Raw genomic sequence first — 14,652 nt, forward strand, 5'->3', positions numbered from 1 at the left:
ATTAACCCTCCTTTGCATACGTTTAGTGTTACCTATGTTCCCGGTCTATTTTGTTACCCATGTCTCCGGTTTGTACCCAGGGCGGGGGCCGCCGCTAACCCATGTAGGAACTCCTACAAAAGATCAAAATCAATATCCGAAAACTCAATCCAACTTCGAAGGCATAAGATCCAATAATTCAGACCAGCGTTTTTTGTCATCTGAGCTGATCTTGTTTCTTCGATCGTAACGAATATTATAAATTCCGAATTCTCCTCTATATAACTTAGAAACTTGAGAAGAGACAGGCTGTTTACCACATCCGGAATTTTCCCAAGAATAAGAAATTTTTCCGGACTTCTCCGATTCCAAATTCCAAAGAATATTTGGACACTCTTTCTTCTTACCGGACTCCAATAAGGAGTAAATTTCAAAAGGAGAAGAAGCCCTCACCTTATAAATATGAATAGAAAGCATTTCATTCCAGAATAATAAGGATTCGGACTTAGGAACATACTGCAATAATGCTTGGTCCATCCTGTCAACATCGGAAACAAGTTTCCACTCTCTTCCATCCAAACGAATAGACTCCCCTTCTGCGTCCAATGAAAGGTCTCTTCTGAATTGTTTTTTATCGGATTCATGGATAGAAACTTCTGTTTGTAAATGAGTGATTTGTCCATTATCGTTTTTTAATGCGATCCGGATCCATTTACGCGTGGTACCGATTTTTCGGATCCAATCCTTATTTTCGGGAACTTCTACCCTAAATTTTAAAAGAACAGATCCGATCGGAAATACCTTTTCTTGTTGGAATAATAAAATATCGGAAGAATTTTCATTTAATTCAAATCCCTCCAAACCTACTATAAACGGGTTTTTAACTGTTCCTTTTAGAAAGATCTCGATTTTTTTAGATTCAGTCTTATAGAAGATCTTCTCAATCTTGAACCAATCGTTTTCAGTTTTCTTTTTACGGACCATGTCCGGAAAACAAAAGGAAAACAATAATATGCAGAAAATTGAAATTAGTAATTTATAATAAGACTTTCGTAAAGAACGATCCAAATTCAGCCTGCAACAAACCTTCTTCGGATGGAAACAAGATGAGCGAACAGAACGGAAGGAACTATAAAGGATGGCAGCCATACGTATGGAAATTGAAGTACCGCAGTGTTCGGTCTTTCAAAAGATAATTTTTGAAAAGGCCCCGGTGCAGATAAGATCCCCAAGATCACTATATTCAATAAAAATAAAAGGCCTACTATATTCCAAAACAAAATCCAATTTTTAGAGGATGTCGGCTTATTCAGAATGAAATAAGCTGCAATCGGAGCAGTCAGACCGATCAGAATATCGAAATTCCAACCTGCAAATGTCATACTGATCGGGACCCAACCGTACATTGCCAACCAGTATAAGACAAGCTCCACCGGTATTCTTGCCAGATGTAAATACGTTAAATTTTCCCCGGGGATTTGATCCATCCAAGTTCTACTAGAAGGAAAAATGAAAAGTAAAACCAAGAACAAGACAGGAGGAACCACCATGCATAAAAATCTTGGAGGAAAAGGATCGGTGACCAGGTAAAATCCGGTCCCGCTTAAGATCCCTTGCAGTGCAAGCCAGGCCGCTAAAGCCAAAAGGATCAAAGAAGAACCGATCCAATTTTTTCTAGAACCCAGGACAAGTGAGAAAAAATATCCTAAAATAGCGAATACCGTAGAACCGAAAACTATTGGAACAAGAGGTGGAAGATGGGCCGACATACGATCTCAAAAAGAGGCCCAAATCATTGGAATTTTAGAAAATAAGGCAATCATTTTCCTCGAAATTCCGGCCAATTCTTTCTTCTCCTTTTTCGCCTAAGCGCCGTATTTTGTTGGAATTCCCACAAGATTCTCTTCTAATACTAGGTTAGAACTAGTTTCCAGGATAAATCATGGCTTCTCTGAATTTTCAGTATTCGATTTCTCGATCTAAATTATTTCGATTTTTTGCAATCCTACTTATTTCCGTTTCTTTAATAGGCCTTCTTGCAGAGCCCAAAAAAGGAGTCCATGAAGACGTTTTCGAATACAAGGTAAAGAAGAATGATACCTTATCCAAGATCGCAAAGGAATTTCTACAAGACCCAAGGAACTGGAAAGAATTATTAAAATATAATGAAATTCCAAACCCTTCTTTGATTAGAGAAGGCACTACTCTATTTATACCGGGCTTTTTAAGAAAAGATACGATCTCAGCAACCGGAGAAATTATAAAACCCAATGCCGGCCCGGTGGCAATCGCAGACTTCCAAAGAGGACAGGTCCAATTTTCCAGAGATTTTACTCCGACGGGACTTCCTGCAAGTTGGTCCAAACTTTCCAAAGACCAATTATTGAATATGGATGATTGGGTCCAAACGGGACAAGGTTCTTCTTCTAAAATTATATTCTCCAAAAGCGGAACAATTGTAGAGTTAAGAGAAAAGACCTTAACTAAGATCATAAAAACAACTTCGGAATCTATTTCAGAATATAAGTTGAACAAGGATGGAGGAATTCTGGAACTCAAATCCGGATATCTAGAAGCCAAAGTCCCGCCTAAAAAACCCGGGGATGATACCCGCAAATTTATGGTATTAACTCCTACAGCGGTAGTAGGAGTGAGAGGAACTGAATTATATGTAAGCGCCCCTGATCCTGAAAACACTACAGTAGGATGTTATAAAGGAGAATTAGAAGTCTCCGCAGAAGGAAAAACAGTGGCGGTCCCTGCAGGATTCGGTACTACTGTGGTAAAAGGACAAGCTCCTTCTAAGCCCGAAAAACTTCCCGAAAAGGTTGAGTTAGAGTGAGAATTCTGGATCGGAATATTATAAAATATAAATTTTCATTTTTATTATCCTTACTGCTTCTTCTTTCGGGAGAGGCATTTTCCGAACAACAAAGAGTAAGTCTTCGCTGGAAACCCAGCCAAGGTGCAGAATATTATCTGATCGAACTATCGGAAGACAGAGAATTTTTAAGAATACACCATTTTTATAAGACCAAAAACTTCCGTTATGAATTCAATTCACAAGATTCTAAATTCTATGTTCGAGTAGTCGGGATCAATGTGGATGGAGGAAGAGGAGTTTCTTCTCCTATCATTTCTTTGGCGGATAAATTCGCCGCAGCACCTAAAGTAAAAGTAGAAAGACCTTCTACAGTAGTCGCTTCTTCGGAAGAATTGAGGATCTCACTGGGTGATCCTAAAACCAGCGGACCTTCTACCAATTCCCCCGGATCTCCTAACTCTCAAAAACAAGTTCCAGTCTCTACATATTATAGGGTGAATGGAGGAGAATGGCAAAGCTATGATGGTTCCATTTCTCTTTCCCAAGAAGGCTGGAACGAAGTGGAATTTTATTCCGAAGATATATTAGGAAATAAGGAAACACCTAAAAAGACAAAATATCTTAAAGATACGACTGCACCTCAAGTCCGTTTGATAGGAGAGAAGAAGGGACAATCAGGTTTAATAGAGATTAAATCCGGAGCAGAACTTACATTACAAGCTACTGAAGAAGGTTCCGGAATAGAAGAGATAACGATCAATCTTGCCGCCAGAGATGGAAGCGGAGCGGAAGTAAATCTAACTCTTTCCGGCGAAGAGGCAAAGAAGCCGATCAAAATTTCTTCTTCAGGTATAGATGGGCTCTCCATTCTTCGTTGGGAAGCAAATGATAAAGCAGGAAATTATATCCAATCGGAGATCCCCTTATTGATAGATGCAAAACATCCGGTCTGCGTATTCGCCCCTACAGAAGGTAAACTCAGAGAAGACGGTATCTATTATCTAAAAGAAAACGGACTCATCGCAATTCGCTGCGAAGATCCCGGCACAGGATCAGGACTTTCTAAATTGGAATACAAGATCGGCAATGGTCCTATCCAATCTTACCAAGCTCCGATCGGATTCAATACCGGTATTCATACTGTTACGGTTTATACTTCAGACAGAGTCGGAAACCAGGCAGAGTTCAAGATCAAAGTGAACGCAATAAAACCGGATTGGCAAAAGACCGGATCCGAACTCCAAGAAAAATAGCTTATTAAATTATTATAAAATGGACCGCGCTGCGGACTTTAAAGAAGTAAAGAAGAAGGGACCCGTATTCTAAACGGATCCCTTTTGGCGATTTCTAATTTTCTGTGCCTGGTGAAGCGGAAGAACTTGCCGGTTTAGCTGCCGGAGCAGGAGAGCTCGGTTTATTATCCACTTTTTGGATCTTAGTCTCAGGAGGAGTGGTATCTACTATAAAAGCGATCTTCTTCACTTCGCTTTCATTACCTACCGAATCCACCGATTTAGCTTCAATCGTGTGATTTCCTTGTGCTTCTACAGAAACAGGATCAGCATATGATTTCCATTCGCCAGAATCCAATTTATAAAAGATCTGTTTAATTCCGGATAATGTATCGGAAGCCTTGATGGTGAATGCATTTCCGCTTTTTACGAAAATTTTATCTTTCACAGTTACAAGTGCAGAACCGAAAAGTTCAACCAAAGGTTTTTCTTGGTCCACGGTTACTGCTAAAACAGAATCAGTGGAAGTATTTCCGGACTTATCAGTTGCAGAAAACTTAATAGTATTCACTCCGGCTTTTTCCAACTGGATCGGTTTACCATCATAAACTTTAGGCTCGGAACCGTTGATAGAGATCTTGATATCCTGAACACCTGCCAGGTTATCCTGAGCAGTGATAGAATAAGTTAAAGTTTTAGTAGCATAATTCGTATTTTCATGAACTACAAGTGCAGCACTCGGAGTGATCTTGGTAGAAGGAGGAGTATTATCCACAAGGACGTTAAAATGTTTTTCCGGTTCTTTATTCCCCGCCTTGTCGACCGCTCTATAAGTGATCTTAGTCAGACCTTCTCTTACCAATGTGATTGAAGAAACATATTTTGTATAATCCCCGGACCCGATCTTATATTCGATATAATCCACAGTGGAACCTTCGTCCTTAGAGTTGAACTCGAAGGAAGATTGGGAGTTGATGTATAGATCCGGTTTTTCTCCGGAAGATGATTCTCTTTCTGTTGTAGAAGGTTTAGTAGTTTCCGCCTTAGGTGCGGTGGATTTCGGAGGAGCAGTTGTAGTACTCGGCGAAGTTTGAGCGAAAATAGCGCTGGAGACTAGCATACTTGCTAGAAGGACCCATAAGGGATTGCGATTCATTCTTTTCTCCAATGAAAAATTAGTGTTATCACTGTTTGACGACAAAAAATCCACGGAATCTTCCCATTCTATGTAAGAAATTCGAAAAAATTCAGGCTAAATTTCGTCATCTTCCTGCGGAAAAAATCTTCTATTTCTTTTCCTTTTTGGAGAAGGAGCCGGACTTCCAAAATTTATATACAGGCAAAAAACTACTCAAAACAGGCAATAACATCAAAATAGCGTAGGATCGAGAAAACAAACTTGCTGCCCCATTTTGGACCACAGTCGTAGCGTTATACAAGGTAAGATCGGAAACAATCACCGCACATAAATCTTGATTTTGTAATGTAGAATATACGAAATAAACGGGGATATAAGCTATATAAAAATACAAAGAGATCAGAAATGGAAAGGTGACAAGCGCCTGTCCCACCAGGCCTCCGGAAGGGATCCCGAACCATATTAAAAAAAGGCAAAATACCGAAACTACAAAAGAAGCCTGGGTAAATAAAAGGTAAATACTGTCGTCTCCTTGTGTGCAGGTCCCTGATTCCGCAAGAACGATGCATAACGGAATAAGTAAGAACAGAAGGTCTCCGAGCCAGAACAGGATTTTTTTGAGTATATTCATTTATTTCGACAAAAATTCCTTTAAAGCGATCGCGTTGTTATATTCCAAATTTTTAGAAGAATATAAAAAGGTGACCACTTTTTCGTCCAAAGATACTTTTAATTTTTCCAAACCTTCCGGATTAGATTTTAATTCCGCCCAATATCTTTTTTTGAATTCGGCCCAATGCTCCGGATCATGACCGTACCATTTTCTGAGTTCGTTACTAGGAGAGATCTCCTTTAACCAAAGATCTATTTTTCCGAATTCTTTGCTGATCCCTCTCGGCCAAAGACGATCTACTAAAATTCTTTTTCCATCCTCTTTCGAAGGAGACTCGTACACTCTTTTGATCTTAATCTGCATCGCATTTATAAGATAAAGTCTTTAGGATCTCTTCTAGGGCTATAATAATGATAGTCACTTTTTCCTAAACGAACCAACATCTGTATCTTTTCTCCGGATCTTAAAGAAGACTCGAATTCATTTCTGATAGGATCCATTTCAGGATATTCTTGTAATATCTGGCTCATTGGATGAATAGAAAATCCGTTTTTGGTAGTTGCCAATTGCAAACGAAGATAATCTTTTCCCGCTTGGACCCAATCTATGATTTCGTTATGATCCGTTTTCAGAAAAATAAATCCCTTAGAACTTTCTACTTGGGAAGTAAACATATCCATGCCCGCTTTTTTATTTTCATCGGAATGCCAGCTTTCGACACCGGGTTTTAAGAAAAAATTCCGAGCGAAAAAATATTTCAAGCCGGAAACACCTGTCGCTCTCAAAGAAAGTCCGTCTTTAAATTTTCCGATCTCCTCATCATTATAACGGAACCAAATCCTGGATTCTTCATAGGTATTATAAGTATCCGTTTCCATTTGCATCGCAGCGACCAATTGTTTTCTTAAGTTCTCAGAGCCCGCTTTAGGAATGAACTTCAGTTCGGAATACAAAACCGCGGAATCTTTACGGATCTTTTCAAAATCTTCCTGAGTTAGATCTTCACCTTCATAAATACTTCTTCTTGTTACTCGGTCCGAAATAAATTCGGATAAAGGATTACGGACTATATCTTCTTGTTTGTTCAAAACAATTTTAGCGATCGGTTTTTTGCCGATATCTCCAATCGTATATTTTCCTTCCGGAAAAAGAGAAACTTCCGCAAAATAACCTAAGACTTGAATTCCTAAACTTAGGTTTTCTAGAAAGGTACCTTGTCCAATATGGATTTGCCTAAAGGTTGGATCCGTATCTTTTAATAAACGTTTCTCATCCACATATAAAAACGCAGAATGATCATCTATAAGTTTGAATTTCCAAGGTTGTACATTATGAGGATTCGGAGCGGTGATCCCGATACGAATCGCCTTTAAGATAGGGGAAATATTCTCGGAAAGAAATCCAGGACCGAAAGGATCCTTTCTTTCATAATCATATCTTTCCTTTGAGGAAGTTTTACAATATTGTAAAATTTGAGAAGTGGAAAGAATTACACCGAAACTAATGCCGTATTTTAAAAATGTTTTTCGACTGAATGAAACCATGGCCGAAAAACCTAAGGGAAACTAAGTCGGAGTCAATCCAATTCGGGAGAACTATTCCCAATAATTTATCATCAATTCTTTGGACCAATCCGGCTGAGAGATCCCGGACATTGGCAGGAATTCCCTCATCACAGGTTTAATATCTACTACCGGAGTTCCATCGATCGCATCCAAATATTTCACCAAAAGTTTTTTGCCGTCCCTTCTCAAAAGTTCTACGATAGTAGAGCCTATATGGTTCGGACGATTTCTCTTTCTTTGCGCAAAGATCCCAACCTTAGGCCATCTTTTGTTTTCCCTCGGATGTTCACTGCCTAAGACAGGTTCCGATCCAACGGCTTTATGAAAGATATAGATGATCTCTAAATGGGAAAATGTCTCGATCCCATCCAAAGACTCAGAAGGAATATCGTCTTCCAGTTTGATCTCGGAAACGATTTCCGCCCAATAATCATCCTGGATCTCTGATCTTGAGTTCGAGACATTTGCGATCGGCCGAATCGTAAATTCCATAAAAGCCTCTTTCATCCTAAAAGATGTTTTAAGAGACGATGGAAAATACTCTTCGGCAAGGAATTAATTTCAGTCTTCCGGTTTTGCGTTTAAGTATTCTTTGAATTTTTCCAGGTCGCCTTCTACAACCGGGATGGTGATAGGTTCTGATCCTGAGTATAAACGAATAGAAAATCCGTTGGATTTTAAAATTGCGTCCTCATCTTCTTTTTTCATAAGAAAAGTAGCGTTAAGAAGTACCGAGGTGCTGGTTTGAGTACTAAGGCTGGTTTTCGTACCACCCATACCTCCGGAAGTTGAGGCTGTGGAATTGTATCCATAGTTAGGTGTTGAAGCGGCTTTTGTGGAAACAGTAGTAACAGTTTGAGCAGAAACGTTTCCAAAAGCTAAAGTAGAAGTTTTGTCCCCTATTTGTAAGAAGCCGCTACGCTCAATCGGGTTGTTCATAGTTGTCGCATGAACCTTTACCCTAGCGACAGTCGGAACTAAAACTTCCTTGCCCAATTCACGGGTAACGTCCAGTTCAACTATATATTTCGTAAGAAAAGAATCAATAAGAGTGCCTGGATATGATTCTTCTGCTTTAAGTTTTAATTTCAAATTTACGGAATGGGTATTTTTAAAATTGTCTTTTGTAATCCTTACAGTATCGAACATACATCCGGTCATAACGGATACCAAAACGGACAATATGAATATTCTCTTAAACAAGTTAATTCTCCAATTTATATATAGAATCCAATCAAATGAAAATCTGCGACAGGTCAAGAGAGTATTTTTGGACTAAATATGATAAAAATTTAAATTAGCACGTTATCTCATTTTGGATAACGTGTTTTTCCGGCAGGAATACTTTTAATCCGCCTGCATTCCAGGCTTTGCAAGTAGAAAGTTTTTAAGATAATTCGAATTCTTCTCATTAAATTCGAAAGTTAAAGGATAAGATCCCATATAGAAACGAATACTAAAAGGTTTACCTTCTAATATCGCTTGTTCATCTTCTCTTTTTAACAAAAACATTCCACTCTGCTCTTTACTTGTATGCGTATGAACAGAAGTTTTAGTCTGAGTATTTCCTGTTCCTGAAGATTTGACTTTGGTAAAATCCACAAATCCACCCTTCGCATTCATAATTGCGTTTGAGTGATCCGAACCTCCATTTGCAAAATTAGTAGAGGTTGAGGTAGTAACCGAAGTCTTTGTAACCAGTTGACTGTCCGAGTTACCGATCACAAGAGGATTGATCTTCTCCCCTATTTTTAAAAAGCCGGTTTTTGCAATAGGAGCATCGCCAGTCGCACCACGATATGAAAATCTAACGGAAGTCGGGATTATCTTATTGTCTGCACCAATCTCTCTCGTAAGATCGAAATAGAAGTAATATTTTAAGGAGGTAGGCGCACCGAAATGATCCAAATAAGGTTCATTCGATAAAAGTAATAATTTCATTTTTATGATATGAGTATTCTTAAAATCGTCCTTAATAATATTTACGTGCCCAAATCTGAAAGTCAGGCAACCTTCGAAAATTAGAGCAAAAACTAAGAGCCAAACAAAGGTCAAAATCCTAAACAAATTTACACTCCCATACCTATCATTGATACACATATTAAACTTATCCCTTCGTCAAGAAAAACCGGCCAGCTCCCCTAAGCAAAACCAACCTCTTACCCAAATCGGATAGATAGTCCCGCTATTTCATTGACAGGGGATCGGTACCGAGATCCACTCTAATTGTGGACCGAAATCGTATCGCATTAGCAGTCACCTTTGTAGTCACCATTCTCTCCTTGTTCGTAGGACTTATCAATTTAGTATCCAACGTATCTTCTTCCAAACTAACGAAAGTGGATGCAGGTTCCGGATTCGGGACCGATAGATTGGGAGCAGCTTTGATCAAGATAGAAGGAGAGATCCACTCCGGACGTTCCAGCTATGATTCTGCGGGAGCCCAAACCATATTGGAACAACTCAGATCGATAGAAGACGATTCTAATATCGTAGGAATCTTAGTGGAGATCAACTCTCCAGGCGGATCCGTAGGTGCTTCTCAAGAGATCTATAAAGAGTTAATGTATCTCAGAAAGGATAAGAACAAGAAGGTCGTAGTGTCCATGAAGGACATCGCCGCTTCCGGCGGATATTATATAGCTTCCGCTGCGGATAAAATTTTCGCGTTAGGCGGAACTTTGACAGGCTCCATTGGGGTGATCGCGATCGCACCGAATATCAAAGGACTTTTGGAGAGATACGGAGTAAAGGTCCGCACTTTCAAAGAAGGAAAGTATAAGGACTCACTTTCACTTTTCAGAGACAATACTCCTGAAGAAGACGCGATGATCCAAAAAATGCTCTCCGATACATACGAAGAATTTATCGAAGATGTAGCCAAAGGAAGAAACCAAACTGTAAAATTTGTAGAGGCCCTGGCGGAAGGAAGGATCTATTCCGGGCAAGACGCATTCAGGAACAAATTAGTAGATGATATAGGCGGCAGAAGAGAAGCATTAGCGGAACTTTCCAAACTTTGCAATTATGACGGAACTCTTCCATTATTCGAAGAAGAAGTAAATCCTTGGGATAGATTCTTCCAACTGATGCAGGCAAAATCCGGAGGATTTTTCAGCGGAGAAAAAGCATTTCTACAAGAACTCAAACGTTCTCCCGTTTTAGTTTTATATCCACATTCGATGGCATGGTAATCCTGTGTTGAAAGAATTATTCGGCAGATTTATAGATCTTTTAGATGCGGTATTATTCGAGCCGTTCCGAGTGGAGAATGTAATTTCTTCCTGGGGAATCTATCCGCTTAAACTAGTAGGCGGTTTGGTCCTAATACTTGCTTCATTGAGCGCAGGTGCAGGTTATGTATTTATTACTCCTCCATTTACCGGCAGAAGTTTCGGACAATTCCTGATCGCGGCATTGACTCACTTATTATTCTTCATGTTATTGCCTTATGCGATAGCATTCATTGTAGACGGACTTGCTCAATCCAGCGGAAAGAAAGGAAACGCAAATACCACATTCAGGTTCGTGAATCTTTCTCTTTCTCTTTTTATCTCCAATGCGGCTTGGGCAATTCTTCTTGCTCAGCTAGGAATAAAAGGCGGATTCGGAGTGGTCACTTTATATTCGATCCATTACGGATTGTTTATGGCGGTATTGGTTCGCGGGACTTCTTATATTTACGATCTGAAATTTAAGGATTCCTTTCGTATCAATATTATCACCTTTATTGTGACCTTCTTCCTGCCGTTGGCTATGTATTCCGCGATGATCACATCGTTCAATCCTTCTCTTCCGTAAATTATATAATATGAATATTCTAATCACCAACGACGACGGGATCTCTTCCAACGGGATCCTTGCTTTGGAAAAAGTTTTAGGAAAAGAGCATAATACTTATCTGATCGCTCCTCTAAAAGAACGCTCCGCAACTTCTATGGCGCTGAGCATTCATGATTCTTTAAGAGTGGAAAGAGTGAATGAGAACCATTATATCGTGGATGGGTTTCCTGTAGACTGCGTGAACATCGGACTTCATGGAAACATCTTCCCTAAAATAGATTTGGTGCTCTCCGGGATCAACCGAGGAGTGAATATGGGACATGATGTCCATTACTCCGGAACAGTGGGAGCGGCAAGGCATGGAGCCATACATAATAAAAAAAGTGTGGCGGTCAGCTCCGGGAACTGGGACAAAAACTACGATTATATCAAAGAAGCCGAATTGGTCCGCGAAGTTCTGAACTCATGGATAGACGAATTTATTCCTGGGATCGTTTATAATATCAATATCCCTGAAAAATTCGAGAACTCACTATCTTCCATCGAGGTAGCAAAGCTGGGCAGAAGGACCTATGTGGATACTTACGAGGCCAAGCCGATCATAGGCGGGATCTCCGACTTCTTCTTAGGCGGCTCGGACCTGGGATATGTTCCTGAAGAAGGGGCCGATTTCGATATATTCTTCCGTGGAAAAATACCGATCACTCCTTTAGGTTTGGATCAAACTTCTCCGCTTGAATTAGAGGAATTAAAAAAAAGGATCCGGGTGAAATCGAAGTAAATGGAAAAGAAAACTTCCAGAAAAATCCCAGCCAAAAGAAGGATTTTCACTGAAATCCTAAAAGAGAATTATACGATCGCGATCACTTTGATCGACCGGGAAATGTCAGAGGTTGGAAAAGATCCGGAACTACTTTATAATTTTGCAATATGTTGTTCCAGGACAGGAAACCACAAAAAATGCGTTTCAGTGATCGAGGAGTTGCTGGAAGAATTCCCGAAATTTTCCGAAAGAGATAACGCGTTCAGAATGATGATCTATTCTCTCATCAGGACCGGTGATTATAAAACCGCTCTGGCAAAAACGGAAGAACGTCTCAAACTTTCACTGGATGATATCATTCTTCTTTCCTTAAAAGCTTCCGCTTTGGAAAAATCCGGGGACACGAAAGCCGCGATCGAGACTCACTTGAGAATTTTGCGACTCAGACCGGAGCAAAAAAATAGCCTAAATTCGGTAGCATATCTGCTTTTGGAAGGAAAGGAACCGAATCCGGAAGAGCTAAAACTGGCGATGGAAAACATAAAGAGGGCGCTGCAATTGGATCCGGATAATCCGGCCTATTTGGATTCTTTCGGAGTTCTGCTTTCCAAATTGGGCAAACAGGAAGAAGCCAGAAAGGCCTTCGAAAAAGCGATTACCAAAGCCCCCACCGAAGATATCATTTTAGAACATCTGAAAAAACTATCTCAAACAAATAGACAAGCGACTTGACACCTCGCCCTTCCGCGAAATCATGGACTTCGATCCGGGATGTAGCGCAGTGGTAGCGCATCTGTTTTGGGTACAGAGGGTCGCAGGTTCAAATCCTGTCATCCCGAATTCCTCTTTCTCAAAGAGACTCGGTAGCTCAGTTGGATAGAGCAACTGCCTTCTAAGCAGTGGGTCGGGGGTTCGAATCCCTCTCGGGTCACCAAATATGGTGGACGTAGCTCAGTTGGTAGAGCTCCAGATTGTGGTTCTGGCTGTCGCGGGTTCAAGCCCCGTCGTTCACCCCAATTTTCTTCCATTCCCAAACAGCAAAATCAACTAATATATTTAATATCGGGCTTGAAGCTTTTGCACGAAAGCGTTTGCAGCGATCCGTAGAGAGCGTCGTAAACGCGCCGCGAGCCAGGATGGCGAAGCGAGTGCAAAAGACGCCGTGGAGCCAAGTCGAGCAGGATGCGAGACTGCGTAACGGCAAGCCCCGTCGTTCACCCCAATTTTCTCTAACGGGCAAAAAACAAAACAATCCCTGCGATCGTAATATCCGCGAATATATGCACTAACACCGGATAATAAATTCCCTTACTCAAAATCCGGATCAGCCCGGTCATTAAACCATAAATTCCAGCAAGCCCAACTCCAACCCAACCACGCGGGAATCCATGCAGATGTAAAATTCCAAAACTCAATGCTTGGAAAACAAGAGCCCAGAAAACTGAAAGTCTCGCAGTTAGTAAAGCCTCGAACAAGATCCCTCTGAATAAAAACTCTTCTGCAAGAGCATTTATGATCGCAAAACCTAAACCTGCCGCGACAAGAACAGGAATCTCTCCTTTCGGAAAATTCTCTTTGATATCACTGATATCAGGATCCAAAAGATAAAACCAAAGAAACAAAGCGATACTTGCGGATAGAACAAATAAAACGGAAAGTCCCAAAACTTGTTTGGAAACTTCTCCTTTTATCCACCATCGTAATAACCCGGCCCTGCGAATTTTAGAGAAGACCAAGAAATAAAAAACTAAAGCAAAAATCAAGGTTCCAGGCCAGAGATTTTTAGCATAGGGAAATATATTAATAAAAGTTAATACGAATAAAGGGATATTCAGATATAATAAGGATTTCCATTTGAATTGAGATCCGATCAGCAGGAACAAAAAGAGCAGAACCGGAACTACGAATAAAGTCCGGACTTCTTCAAAGACCGCAGCGCTGAAAACAATAATAGAAAGAAAGATAAAGAAACTTTCTCTGGCTCCGGATTTGTATTCAGGTAAATCGATTCTGCCGGTTTCCGAAAAATTCATCCAAATAACTGAAAATCTTATTCGAAGAGTTGGATATCTTTAATACAAGAATCAGGACCGATTTTTTCGAATATCCCTTGCACTGCCCAGATCCAAATCCCATGAGGATATTCTTTTTGAGGAACAGGACCCGCATCCTTCTTCAAATAAACCGTAGCAGTTTCCGATCTAGAAAAATCCAAAACGACAGAACTATATTCTGTATCATCAGGAAGTCTGGATTCTTTATCCACATTGATCGCTTCTCTTTCTAAAATTTTGAGAGAAAGAGGAGGAGTATTTTTAGAACAAGCGATTATATTCAGACCTTTCCAGTTTGTAGGAACATAAGTCCCGGACTTGAGACGATGAGAAAGTTTTAACTCCAGATCGAAATCCATCTTCATGGAAGAAGGTCTTAACTTTCTCCACTCAGTGTCCAAATTTCCGTCCGCCAGATAAGGCGCCTGGGAGGAACGATCCACTAAATAAGAATCAGTGAAATCGAAACGTAAAAAAGGAGGCTCTGATTTATAAGACTCCAACTTGGATTTCGTGGTAGAATACAGATAATAATTGGAAAAAGCCAGTCCGGCGACGAAAACCGCTGCCCAAATTTTTGAAACAGCCTTCAATTTTAAAAAATCCACTCATTCAAGTATGTCGATTTCCTGACCCGGAATCAAGAAGGATTTCCTTTCTTCTTGTCGAAAGAAAACCGATTTCGAATCATGATCCGGAAA

Annotated in this window: 17 protein-coding genes and 3 tRNA genes; 9 read left to right on the forward strand and 11 right to left on the reverse strand. The window is 40.2% G+C overall.

The window, feature by feature from the left end; all coding sequences use genetic code 11:
* Positions 1 to 144 precede the first annotated feature (144 nt).
* Both EHR06_RS13640 and EHR06_RS13645 read right to left on the reverse strand, forming a co-directional pair.
* Positions 145 to 963 carry a hypothetical protein gene (locus EHR06_RS13640; protein WP_244288598.1) on the reverse strand — a complete coding sequence of 273 codons (819 nt, stop codon included), beginning with the start codon at positions 961 to 963 and terminating at the stop codon, positions 145 to 147.
* Positions 964 to 1,049: 86 nt separating this feature from the next.
* Positions 1,050 to 1,748 (reverse strand): hypothetical protein, encoded by a 699-nt coding sequence (locus tag EHR06_RS13645; protein ID WP_135757515.1) that lies wholly within the window; start codon positions 1,746 to 1,748, stop codon positions 1,050 to 1,052.
* Between the two features lie 173 nt (positions 1,749 to 1,921).
* Here EHR06_RS13645 and EHR06_RS13650 point away from each other — a divergent pair, with 173 nt between their 5' ends.
* Together EHR06_RS13650 and EHR06_RS13655 are read left to right on the forward strand one after the other, a co-directional pair.
* The gene (locus EHR06_RS13650) at positions 1,922 to 2,821 is read left to right on the forward strand and encodes a FecR family protein (RefSeq protein ID WP_135757516.1); all 900 of its coding nucleotides are present in this window, start codon (positions 1,922 to 1,924) and stop codon (positions 2,819 to 2,821) included.
* Complete coding sequence (locus EHR06_RS13655) at positions 2,818 to 4,056, forward strand: hypothetical protein (RefSeq protein WP_135757517.1); 1,239 nt, start codon at positions 2,818 to 2,820, stop codon at positions 4,054 to 4,056. Before EHR06_RS13650 ends, EHR06_RS13655 begins: the two co-directional genes overlap by 4 nt.
* Positions 4,057 to 4,150: 94 nt before the next feature.
* Here EHR06_RS13655 and ompL47 read toward each other — a convergent pair whose 3' ends face one another.
* The 7 genes from ompL47 to EHR06_RS13690 form a co-directional block, all read right to left on the reverse strand.
* The gene (ompL47, locus tag EHR06_RS13660; protein WP_135757518.1) at positions 4,151 to 5,191 is read right to left on the reverse strand and encodes a multi-beta-barrel domain surface protein OmpL47; all 1,041 of its coding nucleotides are present in this window, start codon (positions 5,189 to 5,191) and stop codon (positions 4,151 to 4,153) included.
* Positions 5,192 to 5,321: 130 nt separating this feature from the next.
* Positions 5,322 to 5,804: a hypothetical protein gene (locus EHR06_RS13665; RefSeq protein ID WP_135757519.1), complete on the reverse strand. Its 483-nt coding sequence runs from the start codon at positions 5,802 to 5,804 to the stop codon at positions 5,322 to 5,324.
* The gene (locus EHR06_RS13670; RefSeq protein WP_135757520.1) at positions 5,805 to 6,149 is read right to left on the reverse strand and encodes a DUF488 domain-containing protein; all 345 of its coding nucleotides are present in this window, start codon (positions 6,147 to 6,149) and stop codon (positions 5,805 to 5,807) included.
* Between the two features lie 5 nt (positions 6,150 to 6,154).
* Positions 6,155 to 7,330 carry an Acg family FMN-binding oxidoreductase gene (locus EHR06_RS13675; RefSeq protein ID WP_135757521.1) on the reverse strand — a complete coding sequence of 392 codons (1,176 nt, stop codon included), beginning with the start codon at positions 7,328 to 7,330 and terminating at the stop codon, positions 6,155 to 6,157.
* Between the two features lie 51 nt (positions 7,331 to 7,381).
* Positions 7,382 to 7,843 carry an SAM-dependent methyltransferase gene (locus EHR06_RS13680; RefSeq protein WP_135757522.1) on the reverse strand — a complete coding sequence of 154 codons (462 nt, stop codon included), beginning with the start codon at positions 7,841 to 7,843 and terminating at the stop codon, positions 7,382 to 7,384.
* Positions 7,844 to 7,912: 69 nt separating this feature from the next.
* Entirely contained in the window at positions 7,913 to 8,554 is a 642-nt protein-coding gene (locus tag EHR06_RS13685; RefSeq protein WP_135757523.1) for a hypothetical protein, read from the reverse strand.
* Between the two features lie 144 nt (positions 8,555 to 8,698).
* Positions 8,699 to 9,292: a hypothetical protein gene (locus EHR06_RS13690; RefSeq protein ID WP_135757524.1), complete on the reverse strand. Its 594-nt coding sequence runs from the start codon at positions 9,290 to 9,292 to the stop codon at positions 8,699 to 8,701.
* Between the two features lie 287 nt (positions 9,293 to 9,579).
* On the opposite strand from EHR06_RS13690, the gene sppA reads away from it, so the two are divergent.
* The 7 genes from sppA to EHR06_RS13725 all read left to right on the forward strand — a co-directional run bounded on the left by sppA (position 9,580) and on the right by EHR06_RS13725 (position 12,913).
* A complete protein-coding gene (gene sppA / locus EHR06_RS13695) occupies positions 9,580 to 10,545 on the forward strand; it encodes a signal peptide peptidase SppA (protein ID WP_135757525.1) in 966 nt (321 codons plus the stop codon).
* A gap of 4 nt (positions 10,546 to 10,549) precedes the next feature.
* Positions 10,550 to 11,152 carry a hypothetical protein gene (locus tag EHR06_RS13700; protein WP_135757526.1) on the forward strand — a complete coding sequence of 201 codons (603 nt, stop codon included), beginning with the start codon at positions 10,550 to 10,552 and terminating at the stop codon, positions 11,150 to 11,152.
* A 10-nt stretch (positions 11,153 to 11,162) separates the two neighbouring features.
* Positions 11,163 to 11,915 carry a 5'/3'-nucleotidase SurE gene (gene surE, locus EHR06_RS13705; protein WP_135757527.1) on the forward strand — a complete coding sequence of 251 codons (753 nt, stop codon included), beginning with the start codon at positions 11,163 to 11,165 and terminating at the stop codon, positions 11,913 to 11,915.
* A complete protein-coding gene (locus EHR06_RS13710; RefSeq protein ID WP_135757528.1) occupies positions 11,916 to 12,629 on the forward strand; it encodes a tetratricopeptide repeat protein in 714 nt (237 codons plus the stop codon). It abuts the gene before it with no gap.
* 35 nt (positions 12,630 to 12,664) lie between these two features.
* A tRNA-Pro gene (locus EHR06_RS13715) sits at positions 12,665 to 12,736 on the forward strand.
* 18 nt (positions 12,737 to 12,754) lie between these two features.
* A tRNA-Arg gene (locus EHR06_RS13720) sits at positions 12,755 to 12,831 on the forward strand.
* Between the two features lie 6 nt (positions 12,832 to 12,837).
* Positions 12,838 to 12,913: transfer RNA gene (locus EHR06_RS13725), tRNA-His, on the forward strand.
* A gap of 213 nt (positions 12,914 to 13,126) precedes the next feature.
* On the opposite strand, the gene EHR06_RS13730 is transcribed toward EHR06_RS13725, so the two are convergent.
* Both EHR06_RS13730 and EHR06_RS13735 read right to left on the reverse strand, forming a co-directional pair.
* Positions 13,127 to 13,930: a CPBP family intramembrane glutamic endopeptidase gene (locus tag EHR06_RS13730; protein WP_135757529.1), complete on the reverse strand. Its 804-nt coding sequence runs from the start codon at positions 13,928 to 13,930 to the stop codon at positions 13,127 to 13,129.
* A gap of 17 nt (positions 13,931 to 13,947) precedes the next feature.
* Positions 13,948 to 14,544, reverse strand: a complete 597-nt coding sequence (locus EHR06_RS13735) for a hypothetical protein (RefSeq protein WP_244288599.1) — start codon at positions 14,542 to 14,544, stop codon at positions 13,948 to 13,950.
* Positions 14,545 to 14,652 lie beyond the last annotated feature (108 nt).

Source organism: Leptospira dzoumogneensis (assembly GCF_004770895.1).
In the GTDB taxonomy this organism is placed as follows: domain Bacteria; phylum Spirochaetota; class Leptospiria; order Leptospirales; family Leptospiraceae; genus Leptospira_B; species Leptospira_B dzoumogneensis.

Coding starts and splice junctions, on each gene's coding strand:
- EHR06_RS13675 (WP_135757521.1), bottom strand. CDS start 7,330: ATGGTTTCATTCAGTCGAAAAACATTTTTAAAATACGGCATTAGTTTC.
- ompL47 (WP_135757518.1), bottom strand. CDS start 5,191: ATGAATCGCAATCCCTTATGGGTCCTTCTAGCAAGTATGCTAGTCTCC.
- EHR06_RS13670 (WP_135757520.1), bottom strand. CDS start 6,149: ATGCAGATTAAGATCAAAAGAGTGTACGAGTCTCCTTCGAAAGAGGAT.
- EHR06_RS13645 (WP_135757515.1), bottom strand. CDS start 1,748: ATGTCGGCCCATCTTCCACCTCTTGTTCCAATAGTTTTCGGTTCTACG.
- EHR06_RS13730 (WP_135757529.1), bottom strand. CDS start 13,930: ATGAATTTTTCGGAAACCGGCAGAATCGATTTACCTGAATACAAATCC.
- surE (WP_135757527.1), top strand. CDS start 11,163: ATGAATATTCTAATCACCAACGACGACGGGATCTCTTCCAACGGGATC.
- EHR06_RS13640 (WP_244288598.1), bottom strand. CDS start 963: ATGGTCCGTAAAAAGAAAACTGAAAACGATTGGTTCAAGATTGAGAAG.
- EHR06_RS13665 (WP_135757519.1), bottom strand. CDS start 5,804: ATGAATATACTCAAAAAAATCCTGTTCTGGCTCGGAGACCTTCTGTTC.
- EHR06_RS13710 (WP_135757528.1), top strand. CDS start 11,916: ATGGAAAAGAAAACTTCCAGAAAAATCCCAGCCAAAAGAAGGATTTTC.
- EHR06_RS13680 (WP_135757522.1), bottom strand. CDS start 7,843: ATGGAATTTACGATTCGGCCGATCGCAAATGTCTCGAACTCAAGATCA.
- EHR06_RS13650 (WP_135757516.1), top strand. CDS start 1,922: ATGGCTTCTCTGAATTTTCAGTATTCGATTTCTCGATCTAAATTATTT.
- EHR06_RS13690 (WP_135757524.1), bottom strand. CDS start 9,292: ATGAAATTATTACTTTTATCGAATGAACCTTATTTGGATCATTTCGGT.